This is a genomic window from Pseudomonas sp. P5_109, assembly GCF_034009455.1.
GTDB lineage: Bacteria > Pseudomonadota > Gammaproteobacteria > Pseudomonadales > Pseudomonadaceae > Aquipseudomonas.
The window spans coordinates 6,396,595-6,411,789 of record NZ_CP125380.1 but is presented as its reverse complement, the minus strand read 5'-3'; the positions used below and the strand labels follow the sequence as shown (position 1 = coordinate 6,411,789).

General features: G+C 60.2%; 13 protein-coding genes. 7 read left to right on the top strand and 6 right to left on the bottom strand.

The genetic code is table 11. The features are described 5' to 3' along the window. Window positions 1–182: 182 nt before the first annotated feature. A complete protein-coding gene (locus QMK54_RS28575; RefSeq protein ID WP_223589852.1) occupies window positions 183–1,094 on the top strand; it encodes an EamA family transporter in 912 nt (303 codons plus the stop codon). Window positions 1,095–1,168: 74 nt separating this feature from the next. Here the strand turns inward: QMK54_RS28575 and QMK54_RS28570 are convergent, their stop codons facing one another. Continuing rightward, the gene (locus QMK54_RS28570; RefSeq protein WP_110661081.1) at window positions 1,169–3,358 is read right to left on the bottom strand and encodes a malate synthase G; all 2,190 of its coding nucleotides are present in this window, start codon (window positions 3,356–3,358) and stop codon (window positions 1,169–1,171) included. A 568-nt stretch (window positions 3,359–3,926) separates the two neighbouring features. Here QMK54_RS28570 and QMK54_RS28565 point away from each other — a divergent pair. Next, entirely contained in the window at window positions 3,927–4,445 is a 519-nt protein-coding gene (locus QMK54_RS28565; protein ID WP_110661080.1) for a glycine cleavage system protein R, read from the top strand. A 215-nt stretch (window positions 4,446–4,660) separates the two neighbouring features. Here the strand turns inward: QMK54_RS28565 and rarD are convergent, their stop codons facing one another. The 5 genes from rarD to QMK54_RS28540 form a co-directional block, all read right to left on the bottom strand. Further along, window positions 4,661–5,548 carry an EamA family transporter RarD gene (rarD, locus tag QMK54_RS28560; RefSeq protein WP_103396660.1) on the bottom strand — a complete coding sequence of 296 codons (888 nt, stop codon included), beginning with the start codon at window positions 5,546–5,548 and terminating at the stop codon, window positions 4,661–4,663. Window positions 5,549–5,764: 216 nt separating this feature from the next. Further along, entirely contained in the window at window positions 5,765–6,739 is a 975-nt protein-coding gene (locus QMK54_RS28555) for a serine/threonine protein kinase (protein WP_110663225.1), read from the bottom strand. 209 nt (window positions 6,740–6,948) lie between these two features. Further along, complete coding sequence (locus tag QMK54_RS28550; RefSeq protein WP_320401684.1) at window positions 6,949–8,850, bottom strand: PhoX family phosphatase; 1,902 nt, start codon at window positions 8,848–8,850, stop codon at window positions 6,949–6,951. A 65-nt stretch (window positions 8,851–8,915) separates the two neighbouring features. Next, window positions 8,916–9,680: a TOBE domain-containing protein gene (locus QMK54_RS28545; protein WP_320401683.1), complete on the bottom strand. Its 765-nt coding sequence runs from the start codon at window positions 9,678–9,680 to the stop codon at window positions 8,916–8,918. Window positions 9,681–9,743: 63 nt separating this feature from the next. Beyond that, a complete protein-coding gene (locus tag QMK54_RS28540) occupies window positions 9,744–10,484 on the bottom strand; it encodes a ComF family protein (protein ID WP_320401682.1) in 741 nt (246 codons plus the stop codon). 93 nt (window positions 10,485–10,577) lie between these two features. Here QMK54_RS28540 and bioB point away from each other — a divergent pair, with 93 nt between their 5' ends. From bioB to bioD, 5 genes are all read left to right on the top strand, one after another. Then, window positions 10,578–11,633, top strand: a complete 1,056-nt coding sequence (gene bioB / locus QMK54_RS28535; protein ID WP_110659825.1) for a biotin synthase BioB — start codon at window positions 10,578–10,580, stop codon at window positions 11,631–11,633. Window positions 11,634–11,799: 166 nt separating this feature from the next. Next, window positions 11,800–12,978 carry an 8-amino-7-oxononanoate synthase gene (gene bioF, locus QMK54_RS28530; protein WP_110659824.1) on the top strand — a complete coding sequence of 393 codons (1,179 nt, stop codon included), beginning with the start codon at window positions 11,800–11,802 and terminating at the stop codon, window positions 12,976–12,978. Further along, window positions 12,971–13,702, top strand: coding sequence for an alpha/beta fold hydrolase (locus tag QMK54_RS28525; protein ID WP_320401681.1), 732 nt, complete (start codon window positions 12,971–12,973; stop codon window positions 13,700–13,702). Before bioF ends, QMK54_RS28525 begins: the two co-directional genes overlap by 8 nt. After that, a complete protein-coding gene (gene bioC, locus QMK54_RS28520) occupies window positions 13,695–14,507 on the top strand; it encodes a malonyl-ACP O-methyltransferase BioC (protein ID WP_320401680.1) in 813 nt (270 codons plus the stop codon). Before QMK54_RS28525 ends, bioC begins: the two co-directional genes overlap by 8 nt. Further along, window positions 14,504–15,184 (top strand): dethiobiotin synthase, encoded by a 681-nt coding sequence (gene bioD, locus QMK54_RS28515; RefSeq protein ID WP_110659821.1) that lies wholly within the window; start codon window positions 14,504–14,506, stop codon window positions 15,182–15,184. The genes bioC and bioD overlap by 4 nt, the downstream gene beginning before the upstream one ends. Window positions 15,185–15,195: the final 11 nt, after the last annotated feature.

The following is a 15,195-nucleotide window of genomic DNA, read 5'->3' as shown; positions in this document are numbered from 1 at the left end:
GTTTGATAATGCCTGTTATAGCACTGTCCAGGTTGCCGGTATGGCTCTCCAGTCTTAGTGGTTTGAGTATGTCGGTGGTTACCGTGTATTCAGTCTGCGGCCAGTTTCTGTAGATAACACTGATAAAGGTCAGGTCATTACTCTTCCTGGATTGTGTGGGTCTGTATCGCACTGAGGACGGAATGATGAAAAAAATGGAGTTTCGCGATCTAGTACTTATTATCGGTGTGACAGTCATGTGGGGCAGCAATTTTACGGTCATTGATATCAGTCTTGACGGTATCGATCCGTTCATATTGACAGCGTTGCGCTTTACTTTCTGTGCATTGCCACTGGTGTTCTTTATCCCGAAACCGAAAGGTGTCAGTACTTTTGTAACTATCGTCTACGGCTTGTTGTTTGGTATCGGAATGTGTTGGCTGATGAACTACGGCATGTTTCTCGGCGTCAGTGCCGGCGTGACATCCTTGCTCTTGCAGTTCAGTGCTTTTTTCACGGTCATCTGGGGAGTACTGCTGTTTGGCGAGAAAATGACGGCAATACAAGTGGCCGGAGTTCTCATGGCGCTGGTCGGGCTGATGTTCATTATTCATGTGACGCAAGGTGATGCCGAAAGCTTTGGTCTTTTTCTGATACTGCTCGGCGCATTGTTTTGGAGTCTTTGCAATGTGCTTGTCAAGAGAAGCAAAGTGGTTGATATATTTTCCTTTGTCGTTTGGTCCAGCCTGTATGCAACACCGCCTCTATATCTGATGACTTACTGGGTCAAGGGAGCAGCTCCTTTCCAGTCGTTGTTGACGGACATAACTGCTCCAGTGCTGGCATCTGTCCTGTTCCAGGCCTATGTGGCGACGGTGTTCGGGTATTGGGTGTGGAACCGAATGATTGAGAAGTATCCGGCGAGCCAGGTTGCACCCTTGTCAGTGATTGTTCCGATATCGGGTATCTTGACCTCGTGGTATGTACTCGACGAACCCATTGGTGGCGCAAAACTGTTTGCTCTCATCATCACTGTCCTTGGCATTGCCTTGTTCATGAATGCATCGAGAATAGGCCGCCACATCGCTGCCAACGCGTTGCGTTACAGGAGATAGTTGTGCATTTGCAGTAAGCAGAAACAAAAATCCCCCGGTTTTTCAACCGGGGGATTGCTGTGGAGAGCGCTGGTTTACAACCCGTTCTTCGCCTTGAACTCGCGACGACGACGGTGCAGGACTGGCTCGGTGTAGCCGTTTGGCTGTTTGGTGCCTTCGACCACTAGTTCGACCGCCGCCTGGAAGGCGATGTTGTTGTCGAAGTTCGGGGCCAGCGGACGGTACAGCGCATCGCCGGCGTTCTGCCGGTCAACCACGGGTGCCATGCGCTTGAGGCTTTCCATGACCTGCTCTTCAGTGACGACGCCATGGCGCAGCCAGTTGGCGATGTGCTGGCTGGAAATACGCAGCGTTGCACGGTCTTCCATCAGGCCGACGTCATTGATGTCCGGCACTTTCGAACAGCCGACGCCCTGGTCGATCCAGCGCACCACGTAACCGAGAATGCCCTGGCTGTTGTTGTCCAGTTCGTTCTTGATTTGCTCGGCGGTCCACTGCGGGTTTACCGCCAGCGGGATGGTCAGGATGTCGTCTACCGATGCATGGGCACGCTTGGCCAGTTCGGCCTGACGGGCGAACACGTCAACCTTGTGGTAGTGCAGCGCGTGCAGTGCAGCAGCGGTCGGCGACGGAACCCAAGCGGTGTTGGCACCGGCCAGCGGGTGAGCGATTTTCTGTTCGAGCATCGCTGCCATCAGGTCCGGCATGGCCCACATGCCTTTACCGATCTGCGCGCGACCTTGCAGGCCGGTGCTCAGACCGATATCGACGTTGGAGTTTTCGTAGGCACCGATCCATTTTTCTGCCTTCATGTCCGCCTTGCGTACCATCGGGCCGGCTTCCATGGAGGTGTGGATTTCATCGCCCGTGCGGTCGAGGAAACCAGTGTTGATGAACACCACACGCTCGCTCGCTGCCTTGATGCAGGCCTTGAGGTTGATCGTGGTACGACGCTCCTCGTCCATGATCCCGACTTTGAGCGTGTTGCGTGGCAGGCCCAGCACGTCTTCGATACGGCCGAACAGCTCGTTGGTGAACGCGGCTTCTTCAGGGCCGTGCATCTTCGGCTTCACGATATAGACCGAGCCGGTGCGGCTGTTCTTGCGTGAGCTGTTGCCGTTGAGGTTGTGGATCGCCGACAGGCAGGTCACCAGGCCATCGAGAATACCTTCCGGCACTTCATTGCCATCTTTGTCGAGGATCGCGTCGATGGTCATCAGGTGACCGACGTTACGCACGAACAGCAACGAACGACCGTGCAGGCTCAGTTCACTGCCATCGACAGCGGTGTAGGCGCGGTCGGCGTTCATGGTACGGGTAAAGGTCTGACCACCCTTGGCGACGCTTTCTGACAGATCGCCCTTCATCAGGCCGAGCCAGTTGCGGTAGATCACCACTTTGTCATCGGCATCGACAGCGGCAACCGAGTCTTCGCAGTCCATGATGGTGGTCAGCGCGGCTTCCATCAGGATGTCTTTGACGCTGGCCGCGTCGGTCTGGCCGACGGGGGTGCTGGCGTCGACCTGGATTTCGAAATGCAGGCCGTTGTTTTTCAGCAGGATCGCGGTCGGTGCAGCGGCATCGCCCTGGAAGCCGATCAGTTGCGCGTCGTTACGCAGGCCGGTGTTGCTGCCGCCTTTAAGGGCGACCACGAGTTTGCCGTCGACGATCTTGTAGCCGGTGGAGTCGACGTGGGAGCCGGCCGCCAAAGGCGCCGATTCGTCGAGGAAGGCACGGGCGAAAGCGATGACCTTGTCACCGCGCACCTTGTTGTAGCCTTTGCCTTTTTCCGCGCCGTCGGCTTCGCTGATGGCGTCGGTGCCGTAGAGCGCATCGTACAGCGAGCCCCAACGGGCGTTCGAAGCATTGAGCGCGAAGCGGGCGTTCATGACGGGCACCACGAGCTGTGGGCCGGCCATGCGGGCGATTTCGTCATCGACGTTTTGCGTCGTTGCCTGGAAATCGGCCGCTTCTGGCAGCAGATAACCGATGTCTTGCAGGAAGGCTTTATAGGCTTTCGGGTCGTGCACCTGGGCTGTCCCAAGAGCTTTGCGCTGTTGATGCCAGCCATCGATACGAGCCTGGAAATCATCGCGTTTGGCGAGTAGGGCTTTGTTCTTCGGTGCAAGGTCATGGATGACCTTGTCGGCACCGGCCCAGAACTTATCGGCGGTGAGGCCGGTACCGGGAATGGCTTCGTTGTTCACGAAGTCGAACAGGACTTTGGCGACCTGCAGGCCACCGACTTGAACGTGTTCAGTCATTGCTTGCCTCACTCTGCTCAGCTATTTCGCTTTTCAGCTCTTCAATTTAACAATGAAGCCTTTGGCCATTTAAACCACAAACCCCTCTACCAGTACATGCCCATGACGGGCGGCTGGGTTGGGACCAATCAACGGCTTAAGGCCTTGCTGACAGGGCTTTCAGGGTTGCGAACGTGCCTGCGGCAGACATCGATCCAACGTTATGTAGTGCGCGCTGCGGCATACTACATGATGAATTGCGGTTGTGAAAATTAGACTAATCACGTCGTTCTGCGACCCCATGACGCATTGCGGTCACGGCGCGGAACAGGATGTTCTCAAAAAACCAGTGGATTGTTCCAGTTAAATATCAAAAGTTGTACACGATTTGTTGGGTCAGGCAGATCGGCGGTGCACCCATTCGCGAGCAAGCCCGCTCCCACAAGGACGGCGCATGACCCTGTGGGAGCGGGCTTGCCCGCGAAGGGGCCAGCCGGAACACCTTTGATTCCGGATCTGCCCAGGCACCTCTCATCCCTTGCCTATACTTGATTCTCTATAACAAAAGTCATGACCAGAGGGCTGCGCCATGGACCACCTAGTACTCACTGTTTTTGCTCCGGACAAGCCCGGGCAAGTCGAGCGCATTGCCCAATGCATTGCCGAGCACGGCGGTAACTGGCTGGAAAGCCGTATGTCGCGCATGGCGGGACAATTCGCCGGGATTCTTCGCGTGGGCGTGCCGGCCGAGGCCTACGATGAATTGGTCGATGCCCTGCAAAGCTTGTCCGCCCATGGCATTCGCGTGTTGATCGCCGAAAGCGGCATCGAACAATCCTGCACCTGGAAGCCGATCGCCATGGAACTGGTGGGCAATGATCGCCCGGGGATCGTGCGGGACATCACCCGCTTGTTGAGTGAGCAGGGGGTGAACCTGGAGCGGCTGGTCACCGAAGTACGCCCGGCGCCGATGAGCAGCGAGCCGCTGTTCCATGCCGAAGCGATCCTTGCCGTCCCGCTGACACTGTCTCTGGACGTACTGCAATCACGTCTGGAAACCCTGGCTGACGATCTGATGGTTGAGTTGGTGCTGCGCAGCGACCCTTGATCAGGTTATCCAAGTTAAACGTGCACCGGCCTGTGGATAACCTGTAGAGACACCCCGCCAGGCCACGCCGGCCGGGGCTCTTGAGGATCTGATCAAAAAACCAGCAGTTTCAGCCACTTGCGCACAATCGGCGGGGATCACGCTGTGGATAACCTTGGGAAGGAATGATGCAGGCCACGGGAGACGTGGCCTGTAGATATTTGTGTGTTTTTTGATCAGTTGCGGCGACGCAAACTTATCCACGCATCGATGCTGTAAACCGCCAGACCGGCCCAGATAAAGATGAAGGCCACCAATGTGCTGGACGACAAGTGTTCGCCAAACAGCAGCACGGCTTGCAACAGCACCAGCGTCGGCGCCAGGTACTGGAGAAATCCGAGCGTGGTGTAGGGCAAATGCCGCGCGGCGGCGTTGAAACAGACCAGCGGCACCAGCGTGACCGGCCCGGCCGCCACCAGCCACCAGGCTTCTGACGTGGTCCAGAACTCGGCCTGGGCGCTGTGGGCGGTCGGATTGAACAGCAACCAGGCAATGGCGATCGGCACCAGCATCCAGGTTTCCACTACCAGGCCAGGCAATGCCTTGACTGGAGCCTGCTTGCGAATCAGCCCGTAGAAACCGAAGGTCAGTGCCAGCACCAGCGACACCCAAGGCAGACTGCCGACCTGCCACACCTGCTGCGCCACGCCGACGGCCGCCAGGCCCACCGCAATCCATTGCATGCGCCGCAGCCGTTCGCCAAGGATCAGCATGCCCAGCAACACGTTTACCAACGGGTTGATGTAGTAACCGAGACTGGCCTCGAGCATGCGGCCGTTGTTCACCGACCACACATAGGTCAGCCAGTTGGCTGCGATCAATGTACCGCTCAGGGCCAGGATCGCCAGCCGTCGCGGGTTCTCCCGCAACTCGCGCCACCAGCCCGGATGCTTCCAGACCATCAACAACAAGGCACCGAACAGCGCCGACCATAGTACGCGGTGGATGATGATTTCCACGGCGGGCACACTGGCGATGGCTTTGAAATAGAGTGGGAAAAGTCCCCAGATGATGTAGGCACTCAGGCCTAGAATGTACCCGCGGCGCGGGTTGGCGGCTTGCATGCAGAATCCTTGCTTAGGCAGCTAACAAAGAGGGGATTGTAAGGAGATTTGTCTACGAATGTCCTGACTGAATAGGTAGGTCATTTGTGAACATCGGTATCTGTAGGAGCGAGCCTGCTCGCGATGGACGTCAACGATAACGCGTGCTGTCTGGATAAACGCGTTGCCCTTGCGTTTTTCGCGAGCAGGCTCGCTCCTACAGGGGGGGCGGGTGGGTCAGAAGAGTTTTAGTGGCTCTTCTTGAAGTGCCGCCAGTTGCTCGCGCAACGCCAACACCTGATCACCCCAATAACGCTCGGTGCCGAACCACGGAAAGCTGCGCGGAAAGGCCGGGTCTTCCCAGCGGCGGGCGAGCCAGGCGCTGTAGTGCATCAGGCGCAAGGCGCGCAGCGGTTCGATCAAGGCCAGTTCACGGGGGTCGAAGTCGTGGAATTCGTTGTAGCCGTCCATCAGTTCCGACAACTGGCTCAGGCAATCCTGGCGATCGCCGGCAAGCATCATCCAGATGTCCTGTACCGCAGGACCCATGCGGCAGTCGTCGAGGTCGACGATATGGAACATCTCGTCGCGGCACATCATGTTGCCGGGGTGGCAGTCGCCGTGCATGCGGATGTTCTGGTGCGGCGTATTGCTGTAGGCATCTTCCACGCGCTTGAGCAGATCGCGGGCCACCGATTCGTAGGCTGGCAGCAGGCTGCGCGGGATGAAATTGCCGTCGAGCAAGGTGTTGAGTGAGTCGTGGCCGAAGTTTTTCACCGCCAGCGCTTCGCGGTGCTCGAACGGCCGGGTCGAGCCGACCGCATGCAGGCGCCCGAGCAACTGGCCCAGGCGATACAGTTGATCGAGGTTGCCAGGCTCTGGCGCGCGGCCGCCACGGCGAGGGAACAGGGTGAAACGGAAACCGTTGTGTTCGTGCAGGGTTTCACCGTTGTGGATCAACGGCGCCACGACCGGTACCTCGCATTCGGCGAGTTCGGCGGTGAACTGGTGCTCTTCCAGAATCGCTTCGTTGGTCCAGCGTTGCGGCCGGTAGAACTTGGCGATCAGTGGCTCGGCGTCTTCGATACCGACTTGATAGACGCGGTTCTCGTAGCTGTTGAGCGCCAGAATGCGCGCGTCGCTGAGAAAGCCAATGCTTTCGACAGCATCGAGTACGAGGTCTGGCGTGAGGGTTTCAAACGGGTGGGCCATGCTGACTCCTGCGCGCAGCAGGCTGCTGCGTCCGGCCAGGCATGGTAGCGCAGACGGCAGGGCTTTAGGGGTCGGGGTTTAGTTGTGTGGTGTTCGGGCTGACGTCTTCGCGAGCAAGCCCGCTCCCACATTGGATTGTCGGTGTGCATGCGATCGGCGGCACACCATGGATCTCCTGTGGGAGCGGGCTTGCCCGCGAAGAGGCCGGATCAGGCGCCGACGATCCCGCCGTCTTCCCGGGTAATCGCCATTACCGATGAGCGCGGCTTGCCATTGGGCAGATGCTCGGGGAAGGTCGAACCGCCGTTTTCGCCCGGATGCTGAATCCCGACAAACAGGGTTTTCTGGTCCGGCGAGAAGCTGACCCCCGTCACTTCACAACCTACCGGGCCAACCATGAAACGGCGAATCTCGCCGGTTACCGGGTCGGCACAGAGCATCTGGTTGTTGCCCATGCCGGCAAAGTCACCGGCGTTGCTCACATCACCGTCGGTGAGAATCCACAAGCGTCCGGCCTTGTCGAAGCCCAGGCCGTCCGGGCTGTTGAACATGTTCTGCGGGGTGATGTTCGACGAGCCGGCCTTTGGCGCGCCGGCATGCGCGGTCGGGTTGCCGGCCACCACAAACAGGTCCCAGGCAAAGGTGTGCGAGGCGTGATCGTCGCGTTCGGTGCGCCAGCGCAGGATCTGCCCGTAGACGTTCTTCTCGCGCGGGTTCGGCCCGCCCACCGGTTGCCCGTCTTCGCCGCGTTTGGCGTTGTTGGTCAGTGTGCAGTAGACCTGGCCATCCTTGGGGCTGACCACGATCCATTCCGGGCGGTCCATGCGCGTGGCTTTCACCACGCTGGCGGCGAGACGCGCGTGGATCAGCACTTCGGCCTGATCGGCAAAACCGCTGCTGGCGTCGATGCCGTTTTTGCCGTGAGTCAGTTCGATCCATTCACCCTGGCCTTTCGGGTGATCGGTATTGCCGTCCCCCGCATCGAAACGCGCCACGTACAGCGTGCCGTGGTCGAGAATGTCGCGGTTGGCCTTGGGGTTCTTGTGGTCGATCTTGTCGCGGCTGACGAATTTGTAGATGAACTCACCGCGCTCATCGTCGCCCATGTACACCACGGCATGGCCATCGCCGGTTTCGGCCAGGGCGGCGTTTTCATGCTTGAAGCGACCCAGGGCCGTGCGCTTGACCGGTGTCGACTGCGGATCGAACGGATCGATCTCCACCACCCAGCCGTGACGGTTGAGTTCGTTGGGGTTCTTGGCCAGGTCGAAGCGTTCGTCGTGCGGGTGCCAGTTGATCTCTTTGCTGGTGACCACCGCGCCGTAACGTTTTTGCGCCGGGTCGAATTTCTGCTCGGCGTTGCTGCTGCCGAAGCAGTCGGTGAAGTTCTCTTCACAGGTCAGATAGGTGCCCCACGGCGTCTTGCCGTTGGCGCAGTTCTGGAAGGTGCCGAGGACGTTCTTGCCGTGCGGATCGGCGCTGGTCTTCAGCAGGGCGTGACCGGCGGCCGGACCGCTCATGGTGATCGGCGCATTGCCGTGAATGCGGCGGTTGTAGCGCGAGCCCTGGACGAATTGCCATTGGCCATTCTTGCGCTGCACTTCGATCACCGACACACCTTCGCAGGCCAGTGCCTTGCGCACGTCTTCCGCCGATTGCGGCATGCCGCCGTGGGCGTAGAGGTAGCGGTAGTTGGTGTATTCGTTGTTGATCGCCATCAGCGCCCGGTCTTTTTCGCCCGGAAATTCGAACAGGCTCATGCCGTCGTTGTTGTCACCGAACTGGGCTTCCTGATGTTCGGCACTGCCGTTGCCGCTTGGGTCGAACGCCGGGCCGTCCTTGTGCAGGGGTTGGCCCCAGCTGATCAGCACCGAGGACTTGTAGCCCGCTGGCAGGGTGATGGCGTCGCTGGTGGCGGCGGCAATGCTGTCAAAACCCAGCAACTGGCTGTTACCGGCGCTGACGCTGGCGGCCATCACGCTGCGGCTCAGCAGATTGCCGCCGAGGAACATCGCGGCGCCGCACAGGGCACCTGCGCTGATGAAGCCGCGACGGCTGAGGCCGACCATGGTTTCGAGGTCGGTGGACTGGTTTTCTTCTAATAGGCTCATTTCAGGCTCCCTGCGGTTTTGCTGACACCTTAATGATGAGTAATGAACCTTTTGTTGCAGTTTGCTTAAAGCGGCGTACCCAGCAGAACCCTGGACGGCGAAAACTCCACGCGCACCGGTTTGCCGCAGGTCAGTCCCAATGCCTGCAGATGTTGAGGCTCGTCCAGGGCGCACAGTGTCAGACCGTTGGGCAGGGTAATGCGCACTTCGCTGGGGCCATCGTCGGCGTCGAGAATCTTCTCGATGGTGCCTTTCAGGCAATTGTTTCCCGGTGTTTCGGCGGAATTGATTTCCAACACATCAAGCCAGCCGGCCTTGATCAATGCCACGACTTCGGTGCCGATCTGCAGCTCCAGGCGCTCGGTGCTGTCGTGGGTGATTTGCGCGTCGACGATCACCCCTTCGGCGACTTCCAGGCGAATCAGGTCGTTGCGTCCCTGAGGCTCGATTGCGCTCACCTTGCCGTGCAACTGATTGCGCGCGCTGGTGCGCAGCATCAAACGCCCGAGCAGGTCCAGATCGCTCGCGTCCTCGGCGGCTTCCAGCACTTGAGCCTGCAAGGCTTGCAGCTTCTGGTACAGCCGCAACACCCGCTCACCTTCGATGGAGAGGCGGGCACCGCCGCCGCCCTTGCCGCCGACAATCCGCTCCACTAGAGGCTTCTGCGCAAGGTTGTTCAGCTCATCGATTGCATCCCAGGCGGCCTTGTAGCTCAGACCCGCGCTCTTTGCCGCGCGGGTGATCGAGCCCTGTTCGGCGATGTGCTGCAGCAGGGCGATGCGCTGCGGACGGCGGACAATGTGCTGGGACAACAAGGTTGGCAAAGACATGGCAAGTCGCTTTGGCTGGTAACGAGGGTGAGGACGTTGGCCGCTTGGGCCGCGTGAGTCAAGTCAGGGTGTCTCACCGGGTTTGGGTGTGCGGGCCAGGCAGTAGACGTCGACCCGTGCAGCACCGGCGTCCATCAGCAGGCGAGCCAGGGACTGGGCCGTGGCACCGGTGGTCAGGACGTCGTCGACCAGGGCCAGGTGCTGGCCTTTGACGACCGCACCGGGTGCGAGGGCGAAAGCGTTGCGCAGGTTCTTTCGGCGGGCTTCGGCGTTCAAGGCCTGTTGGGCGTCGGTGTCCTGGGTTCGTAGCAGCAACCGTTCGTCGCAAGAGATATCCAGACCGGCACCCAGCCAGTGAGCCAGCATTGCCGCCTGATTGAACCCGCGTTGGCGCAGGCGCCGGTTGGCCAGCGGTACCGGGATCAGCATATCGGGTCGCTGCAGATCGTTTTCGAAGCGATCTTGCAGGTATTGGACGAAAAGTTCGGCGAGTAGGCGGCCAAACGGCCACTTTGCGTTGTGTTTGAAGCGGGTGATCAGACTGTCTACCGGAAAGCTGTAGGTCCAGGGAGCAATCACTTGTTCGAAGGCCGGTGGCTGCTTCAGGCAATGGCCGCAGGTAAGGCCCGCGGCCGGAAGCGGCAGGGCGCAGGTCATGCAATGATCGCCGAGCCAAGGCAACTCGGTTTCGCAGGCCGTGCAGACAGGAGGGATGCCGTCGGCCGGCTCATCGCACAAAAGGCATGACTGTTTGTTTTTTAACCAGATGTAAACCTGTTCTGTGTATCGTGGTTGACAGCGCATCACTCTTCCTTAAATATGCCGAAACAACTGTGAAGCGGCTGTGAAATTTCATTACCCAGCCGCATGCCAAAGCATAATTCAAAGGAAACGCCCATGAGCGCCAGCACCACTGCAACCCTGCGTCATGACTGGACTTTGGCCGAAGTCAAAGCACTCTTCGTTCAACCATTCAATGACCTGTTGTTCCAGGCGCAGACGGTGCACCGTGCGCATTTCGACGCCAACCGCGTCCAGGTGTCGACCCTGCTGTCGATCAAAACCGGCGCTTGCCCGGAAGATTGCAAATATTGTCCGCAGTCCGGCCACTACAACACTGGCCTGGAAAAAGAAAAGCTGATGGAAGTGCAGAAGGTCCTCGAAGAGGCCGCTCGCGCCAAGGCCATCGGTTCGACCCGCTTCTGCATGGGCGCGGCGTGGAAGCACCCGTCGGCCAAGGACATGCCTTACGTACTGAAGATGGTCGAAGGCGTGAAAGCCCTGGGCCTGGAAACCTGCATGACCCTCGGTCGCCTGGATCAGGATCAGACCGAAGCGCTGGCTAAGGCCGGCCTCGACTACTACAACCACAACCTCGACACCTCACCCGAGTTCTACGGCAGCATCATCACCACCCGCACCTACGGCGAGCGCCTGCAAACCCTGGCCTATGTGCGTGAGTCGGGGATGAAGATCTGTTCCGGCGGCATCCTCGGCATGGGCGAGTCGCTGGACGACCGCGCCAATCTGCTGATCCAGCTCGCCAACCTGCCGGAGCACCCGGAGTCGGTGCCGATCAACATGCTGGTGAAAGTCGCCGGTACGCCGCTGGAAAATGCCGACGACGTCGACCCGTTCGACTTCATCCGCATGCTCGCCGTCGCGCGCATCCTGATGCCGCAATCGCACGTGCGCCTGTCCGCCGGCCGCGAAGCCATGAACGAGCAGATGCAGGCCCTGGCGTTCTTCGCCGGCGCAAACTCGATTTTCTACGGCGAAAAACTGCTGACCACCGCCAACCCGCAGGCCGACAAGGACATGCAACTGTTCTCGCGCCTGGGCATCCTGCCGGAAGCCCGCGAAGAGCACGCCGATGAAGTGCACCAGGCAGCTATCGAACAGGCGCTGGTGGAGCAGAAGAGCAGCGAGCAGTTCTATAACGCGGCCGTCTGAGTCTTTCACCGACTTCTCTGGTTGAAATGCAAAACACTTGTAGGAGCTGGCTTGCCAGCGATAGCGGTCTCTCAACTGATGGATATGTTGAATCTGACGCCCTCATCGCTGGCAAGCCAGCTCCTACAGGTTCGGTGTCTACCTTGATTGTTTGTCCGAGGCCTGCATGTCTTTCGATCTCGCCGCACGCCTTGCTGCCCGTCGTGCCGAAAATCTCTACCGTCAGCGCCCCCTGCTTGAAAGCCCGCAGGGGCCGCAAGTGGTGGTCGATGGCCAGCCGTTGCTGGCGTTCTGTAACAACGACTACCTGGGCCTGGCCAATCATCCGCAAGTGATCGAGGCCTGGCGCGCCGGCGCTTCGAAGTGGGGCGTGGGCGGCGGGGCATCACATCTGGTCATCGGCCATAGCGCCCCGCACCATGCCCTGGAAGAAGCGTTGGCCGACCTGACCGGTCGCCCGCGCGCATTGCTGTTCACCACCGGTTACATGGCCAACCTCGGCGCGGTCACGGCGCTGGTGGGGCAGGGCGATACGGTGCTCGAAGACCGGCTCAATCATGCATCGCTGCTCGATGCGGGTCTGTTGTCCGGTGCGCGGTTCAATCGTTACCTGCACAACGACGCTGCGAGCCTGGCCAAACGCCTGGAAAAAGCCACCGGCAATACGCTGGTGGTCACGGACGGTGTGTTCAGCATGGACGGCGATATCGCCGACTTGCCAGCGCTGGCTCGCGAGGCCAAGGCCAAAGGCGCCTGGTTGATGGTCGACGACGCTCACGGTTTTGGACCGTTGGGTGCCAACGGTGGCGGCATCGTCGAACATTTCGGTCTGAGCCAGGAGGACGTTCCGGTGCTGGTCGGTACCCTCGGCAAAGCCTTCGGTACGGCGGGTGCCTTTGTGGCGGGCAGCGAAGAGCTGATCGAAAGCCTGATCCAGTTCGCCCGGCCCTACATCTACACCACCAGCCAGCCACCGGCGTTGGCCTGCGCCACCCTGAAAAGCCTGGAACTGCTACGCAGCGAACACTGGCGCCGCGAGCATTTGCAGACGCTGATCCGCCAGTTCCGCCACGGCGCCGAACAGATTGGCCTGGAACTCATGGACAGCTTCACACCGATCCAGCCGATCATGATCGGTGACGCCGGGCGCGCGGTGCGCTTTTCACAAATGCTGCGCGAACGCGGATTGATGGTGACCGCGATTCGCCCGCCGACCGTGCCAGCCGGCAGCGCCCGACTCCGGGTCACGCTGACCGCCGCCCACAGCGAGGCCCAGGTACAGCTATTGTTAAACGGACTGGCCGATTGTTTTCAACAGCTGCAGCCGGAGCCAAGCCATGCGTGACCGTCTGATTCTGCTGCCCGGCTGGGGCCTTGGTGTTTCACCTTTGGAGCCCCTGGCAGCGGCCTTGCGCGGCCTGAATGAGCACCTGCGCGTCGAGATCGAGCCGTTGCCGGAGCTGGAGTCGAGCGATCTTGAAGAATGGCTCGATGAGCTCGATTCGACGTTACCGCAAGACGCCTGGCTGGGCGGCTGGTCATTGGGCGGCATGCTCGCCTGCGAGTTGGCGGCCCGACGCGGCGATCGCTGCTGTGGCGTGTTCACCCTGGCCAGCAACGTCTCTTTTGTCGCTCATGAACAATGGACGGCCGCCATGCCTGGCGAAACCTTCGATGCGTTTCTGACGGGATGTGCTGCCGACCCGCGTGCGACGTTGAAACGCTTTTCACTGCTCTGCGCCCAAGGCGCCGAAGACCCTCGCGGATTGTCGCGGTTGATGCTGGGTGGCGCTCCGAATACCGCAGCGCCGGTGCTGCTCAGCGGTCTGCAAGTGCTCGCACAACTGGATACCCGCCAGGCATTGCAATCGTTTCGCGGTCCGCAACTACATTTGTTCGCCGGCCTTGACGCACTGGTGCCGGCGGAAGCGGCGGGCGAGTTGCTGGCGATGCTGCCGGATGTCGAAATCGGTCTGATTGAACAGGCCAGCCACGCGTTTCTCCTTGAGGACCCCCACGGTGTGGCGGGGGCGATCCAGGCCTTTTTGCATGAGTGCGGCGATGACTGATTTATCCTTCCCCAAACTGCCCGGCGGCTTGCCCGACAAGCGTCAGGTAGCAGCGTCTTTCTCCCGCGCGGCGGCCAGCTACGACAGCGTGGCCGAGTTGCAGCGTGATGTCGGCAGCCAATTGCTCGCGCGATTACCGCAGGACTTCGTCCCGCAGCGCTGGCTGGATCTGGGCTGTGGCACCGGGCATTTCAGTCGTGCCCTGGGTGAGCAATTTGCGGGCAGTCACGGTGTGGCGCTGGACATCGCCGAAGGCATGCTCAACCACGCCCGGCCATTGGGTGGTGCCACGCATTTCGTGGCCGGCGATGCCGAGCATTTACCGCTGCGGGACTCGACCTGCGACCTGATCTTCTCCAGCCTGGCGGTGCAGTGGTGCGCGGACTTTGATTCGGTGCTCAGTGAAGCCTGTCGGGTGCTGAAACCGGGTGGCGTTTTCGCGTTTGCTAGTCTCTGTGTAGGGACGTTGTTTGAATTGCGCGACAGCTGGCGGGAAGTCGATGGCATGGTGCACGTCAACCGCTTCCGGGAGTTTGGTGTTTATCAGCAGTTGTGTGCGGCCAGTGGCTTGAGGGTCGTCAGTCTGCAAAACCTTCCCCACGTGCTGCATTACCCGGATGTGCGCAGCCTGACCCATGAGCTCAAGGCGCTGGGTGCGCACAACCTTAATCCTGGTCGACCGGGTGGCTTGACCGGCCGGGCGCGGATTATGGGTTTGATTGAGGCGTATGAGCAGTTTCGTCAGGCCCGGGGCCTGCCGGCGACTTATCAAGTGGTGTATGCCGTTTTGGAGAAACCCTTATGAGCGCAGCCTATTTCATCACCGGCACGGATACCGATGTCGGTAAAACCACGGTCGCCGCGGGCCTGCTGCATGCGGCGCGTTCGGCGGGTTTGAGCACGGCGGCGGGCAAGCCGGTCGCCTCCGGTTGTGATGTGACGCCCAAAGGCCTGCGCAACGCCGATGCGCTGGCGCTGTTGGCGCAGTGCTCGCTGCCGCTGACCTATGCACAGGTCAATCCGGTGGCTTTCGAACCGGCCATCGCCCCGCATCTGGCGGCACGCGAGGCGGGCGTGGCGTTGACGGTGCAGTCGTTGCTGGCGCCGATGCGGCAGATTCTGGGCATGCAGGCAGATTTCACCCTCATCGAAGGTGCCGGTGGCTGGCGCGTGCCGTTGGCGGATCAGGACAACCTGTCGGACCTGGCCATCGCGTTACAGCTGCCGGTGATTCTGGTGGTGGGCGTACGACTGGGGTGTATCAGCCATGCCCTGCTGACCGCCGAAGCGATTGCCCGGGACGGTTTGCAGCTGGCGGGTTGGGTGGCCAACATCATCGACCCGAAAACCTCGCGTCTGGAAGAAAACCTCGCCACCCTTGCCGAGCGCCTCCCGGCGCCGTGCCTGGGGCGAGTACCGAAACTCAAGTCAGTCACGGCGGAAGCAGTGGCAGAACACCTTCAGTTGGATCTGCTTGACTAGGCTTTGCCTAT

Excerpts from the sequence above, each read along its gene's own strand:
- bioC (WP_320401680.1), top strand. The coding sequence starts at position 13,695 with ATGACTGATTTATCCTTCCCCAAACTGCCCGGCGGCTTGCCCGACAAG.
- QMK54_RS28550 (WP_320401684.1), bottom strand. The coding sequence starts at position 8,850 with ATGAGCCTATTAGAAGAAAACCAGTCCACCGACCTCGAAACCATGGTC.
- bioD (WP_110659821.1), top strand. The coding sequence starts at position 14,504 with ATGAGCGCAGCCTATTTCATCACCGGCACGGATACCGATGTCGGTAAA.
- QMK54_RS28545 (WP_320401683.1), bottom strand. The coding sequence starts at position 9,680 with ATGTCTTTGCCAACCTTGTTGTCCCAGCACATTGTCCGCCGTCCGCAG.
- QMK54_RS28540 (WP_320401682.1), bottom strand. The coding sequence starts at position 10,484 with ATGCGCTGTCAACCACGATACACAGAACAGGTTTACATCTGGTTAAAA.
- QMK54_RS28555 (WP_110663225.1), bottom strand. The coding sequence starts at position 6,739 with ATGGCCCACCCGTTTGAAACCCTCACGCCAGACCTCGTACTCGATGCT.
- QMK54_RS28575 (WP_223589852.1), top strand. The coding sequence starts at position 183 with ATGATGAAAAAAATGGAGTTTCGCGATCTAGTACTTATTATCGGTGTG.
- bioF (WP_110659824.1), top strand. The coding sequence starts at position 11,800 with ATGTCTTTCGATCTCGCCGCACGCCTTGCTGCCCGTCGTGCCGAAAAT.
- QMK54_RS28525 (WP_320401681.1), top strand. The coding sequence starts at position 12,971 with ATGCGTGACCGTCTGATTCTGCTGCCCGGCTGGGGCCTTGGTGTTTCA.
- QMK54_RS28565 (WP_110661080.1), top strand. The coding sequence starts at position 3,927 with ATGGACCACCTAGTACTCACTGTTTTTGCTCCGGACAAGCCCGGGCAA.
- rarD (WP_103396660.1), bottom strand. The coding sequence starts at position 5,548 with ATGCAAGCCGCCAACCCGCGCCGCGGGTACATTCTAGGCCTGAGTGCC.
- QMK54_RS28570 (WP_110661081.1), bottom strand. The coding sequence starts at position 3,358 with ATGACTGAACACGTTCAAGTCGGTGGCCTGCAGGTCGCCAAAGTCCTG.
- bioB (WP_110659825.1), top strand. The coding sequence starts at position 10,578 with ATGAGCGCCAGCACCACTGCAACCCTGCGTCATGACTGGACTTTGGCC.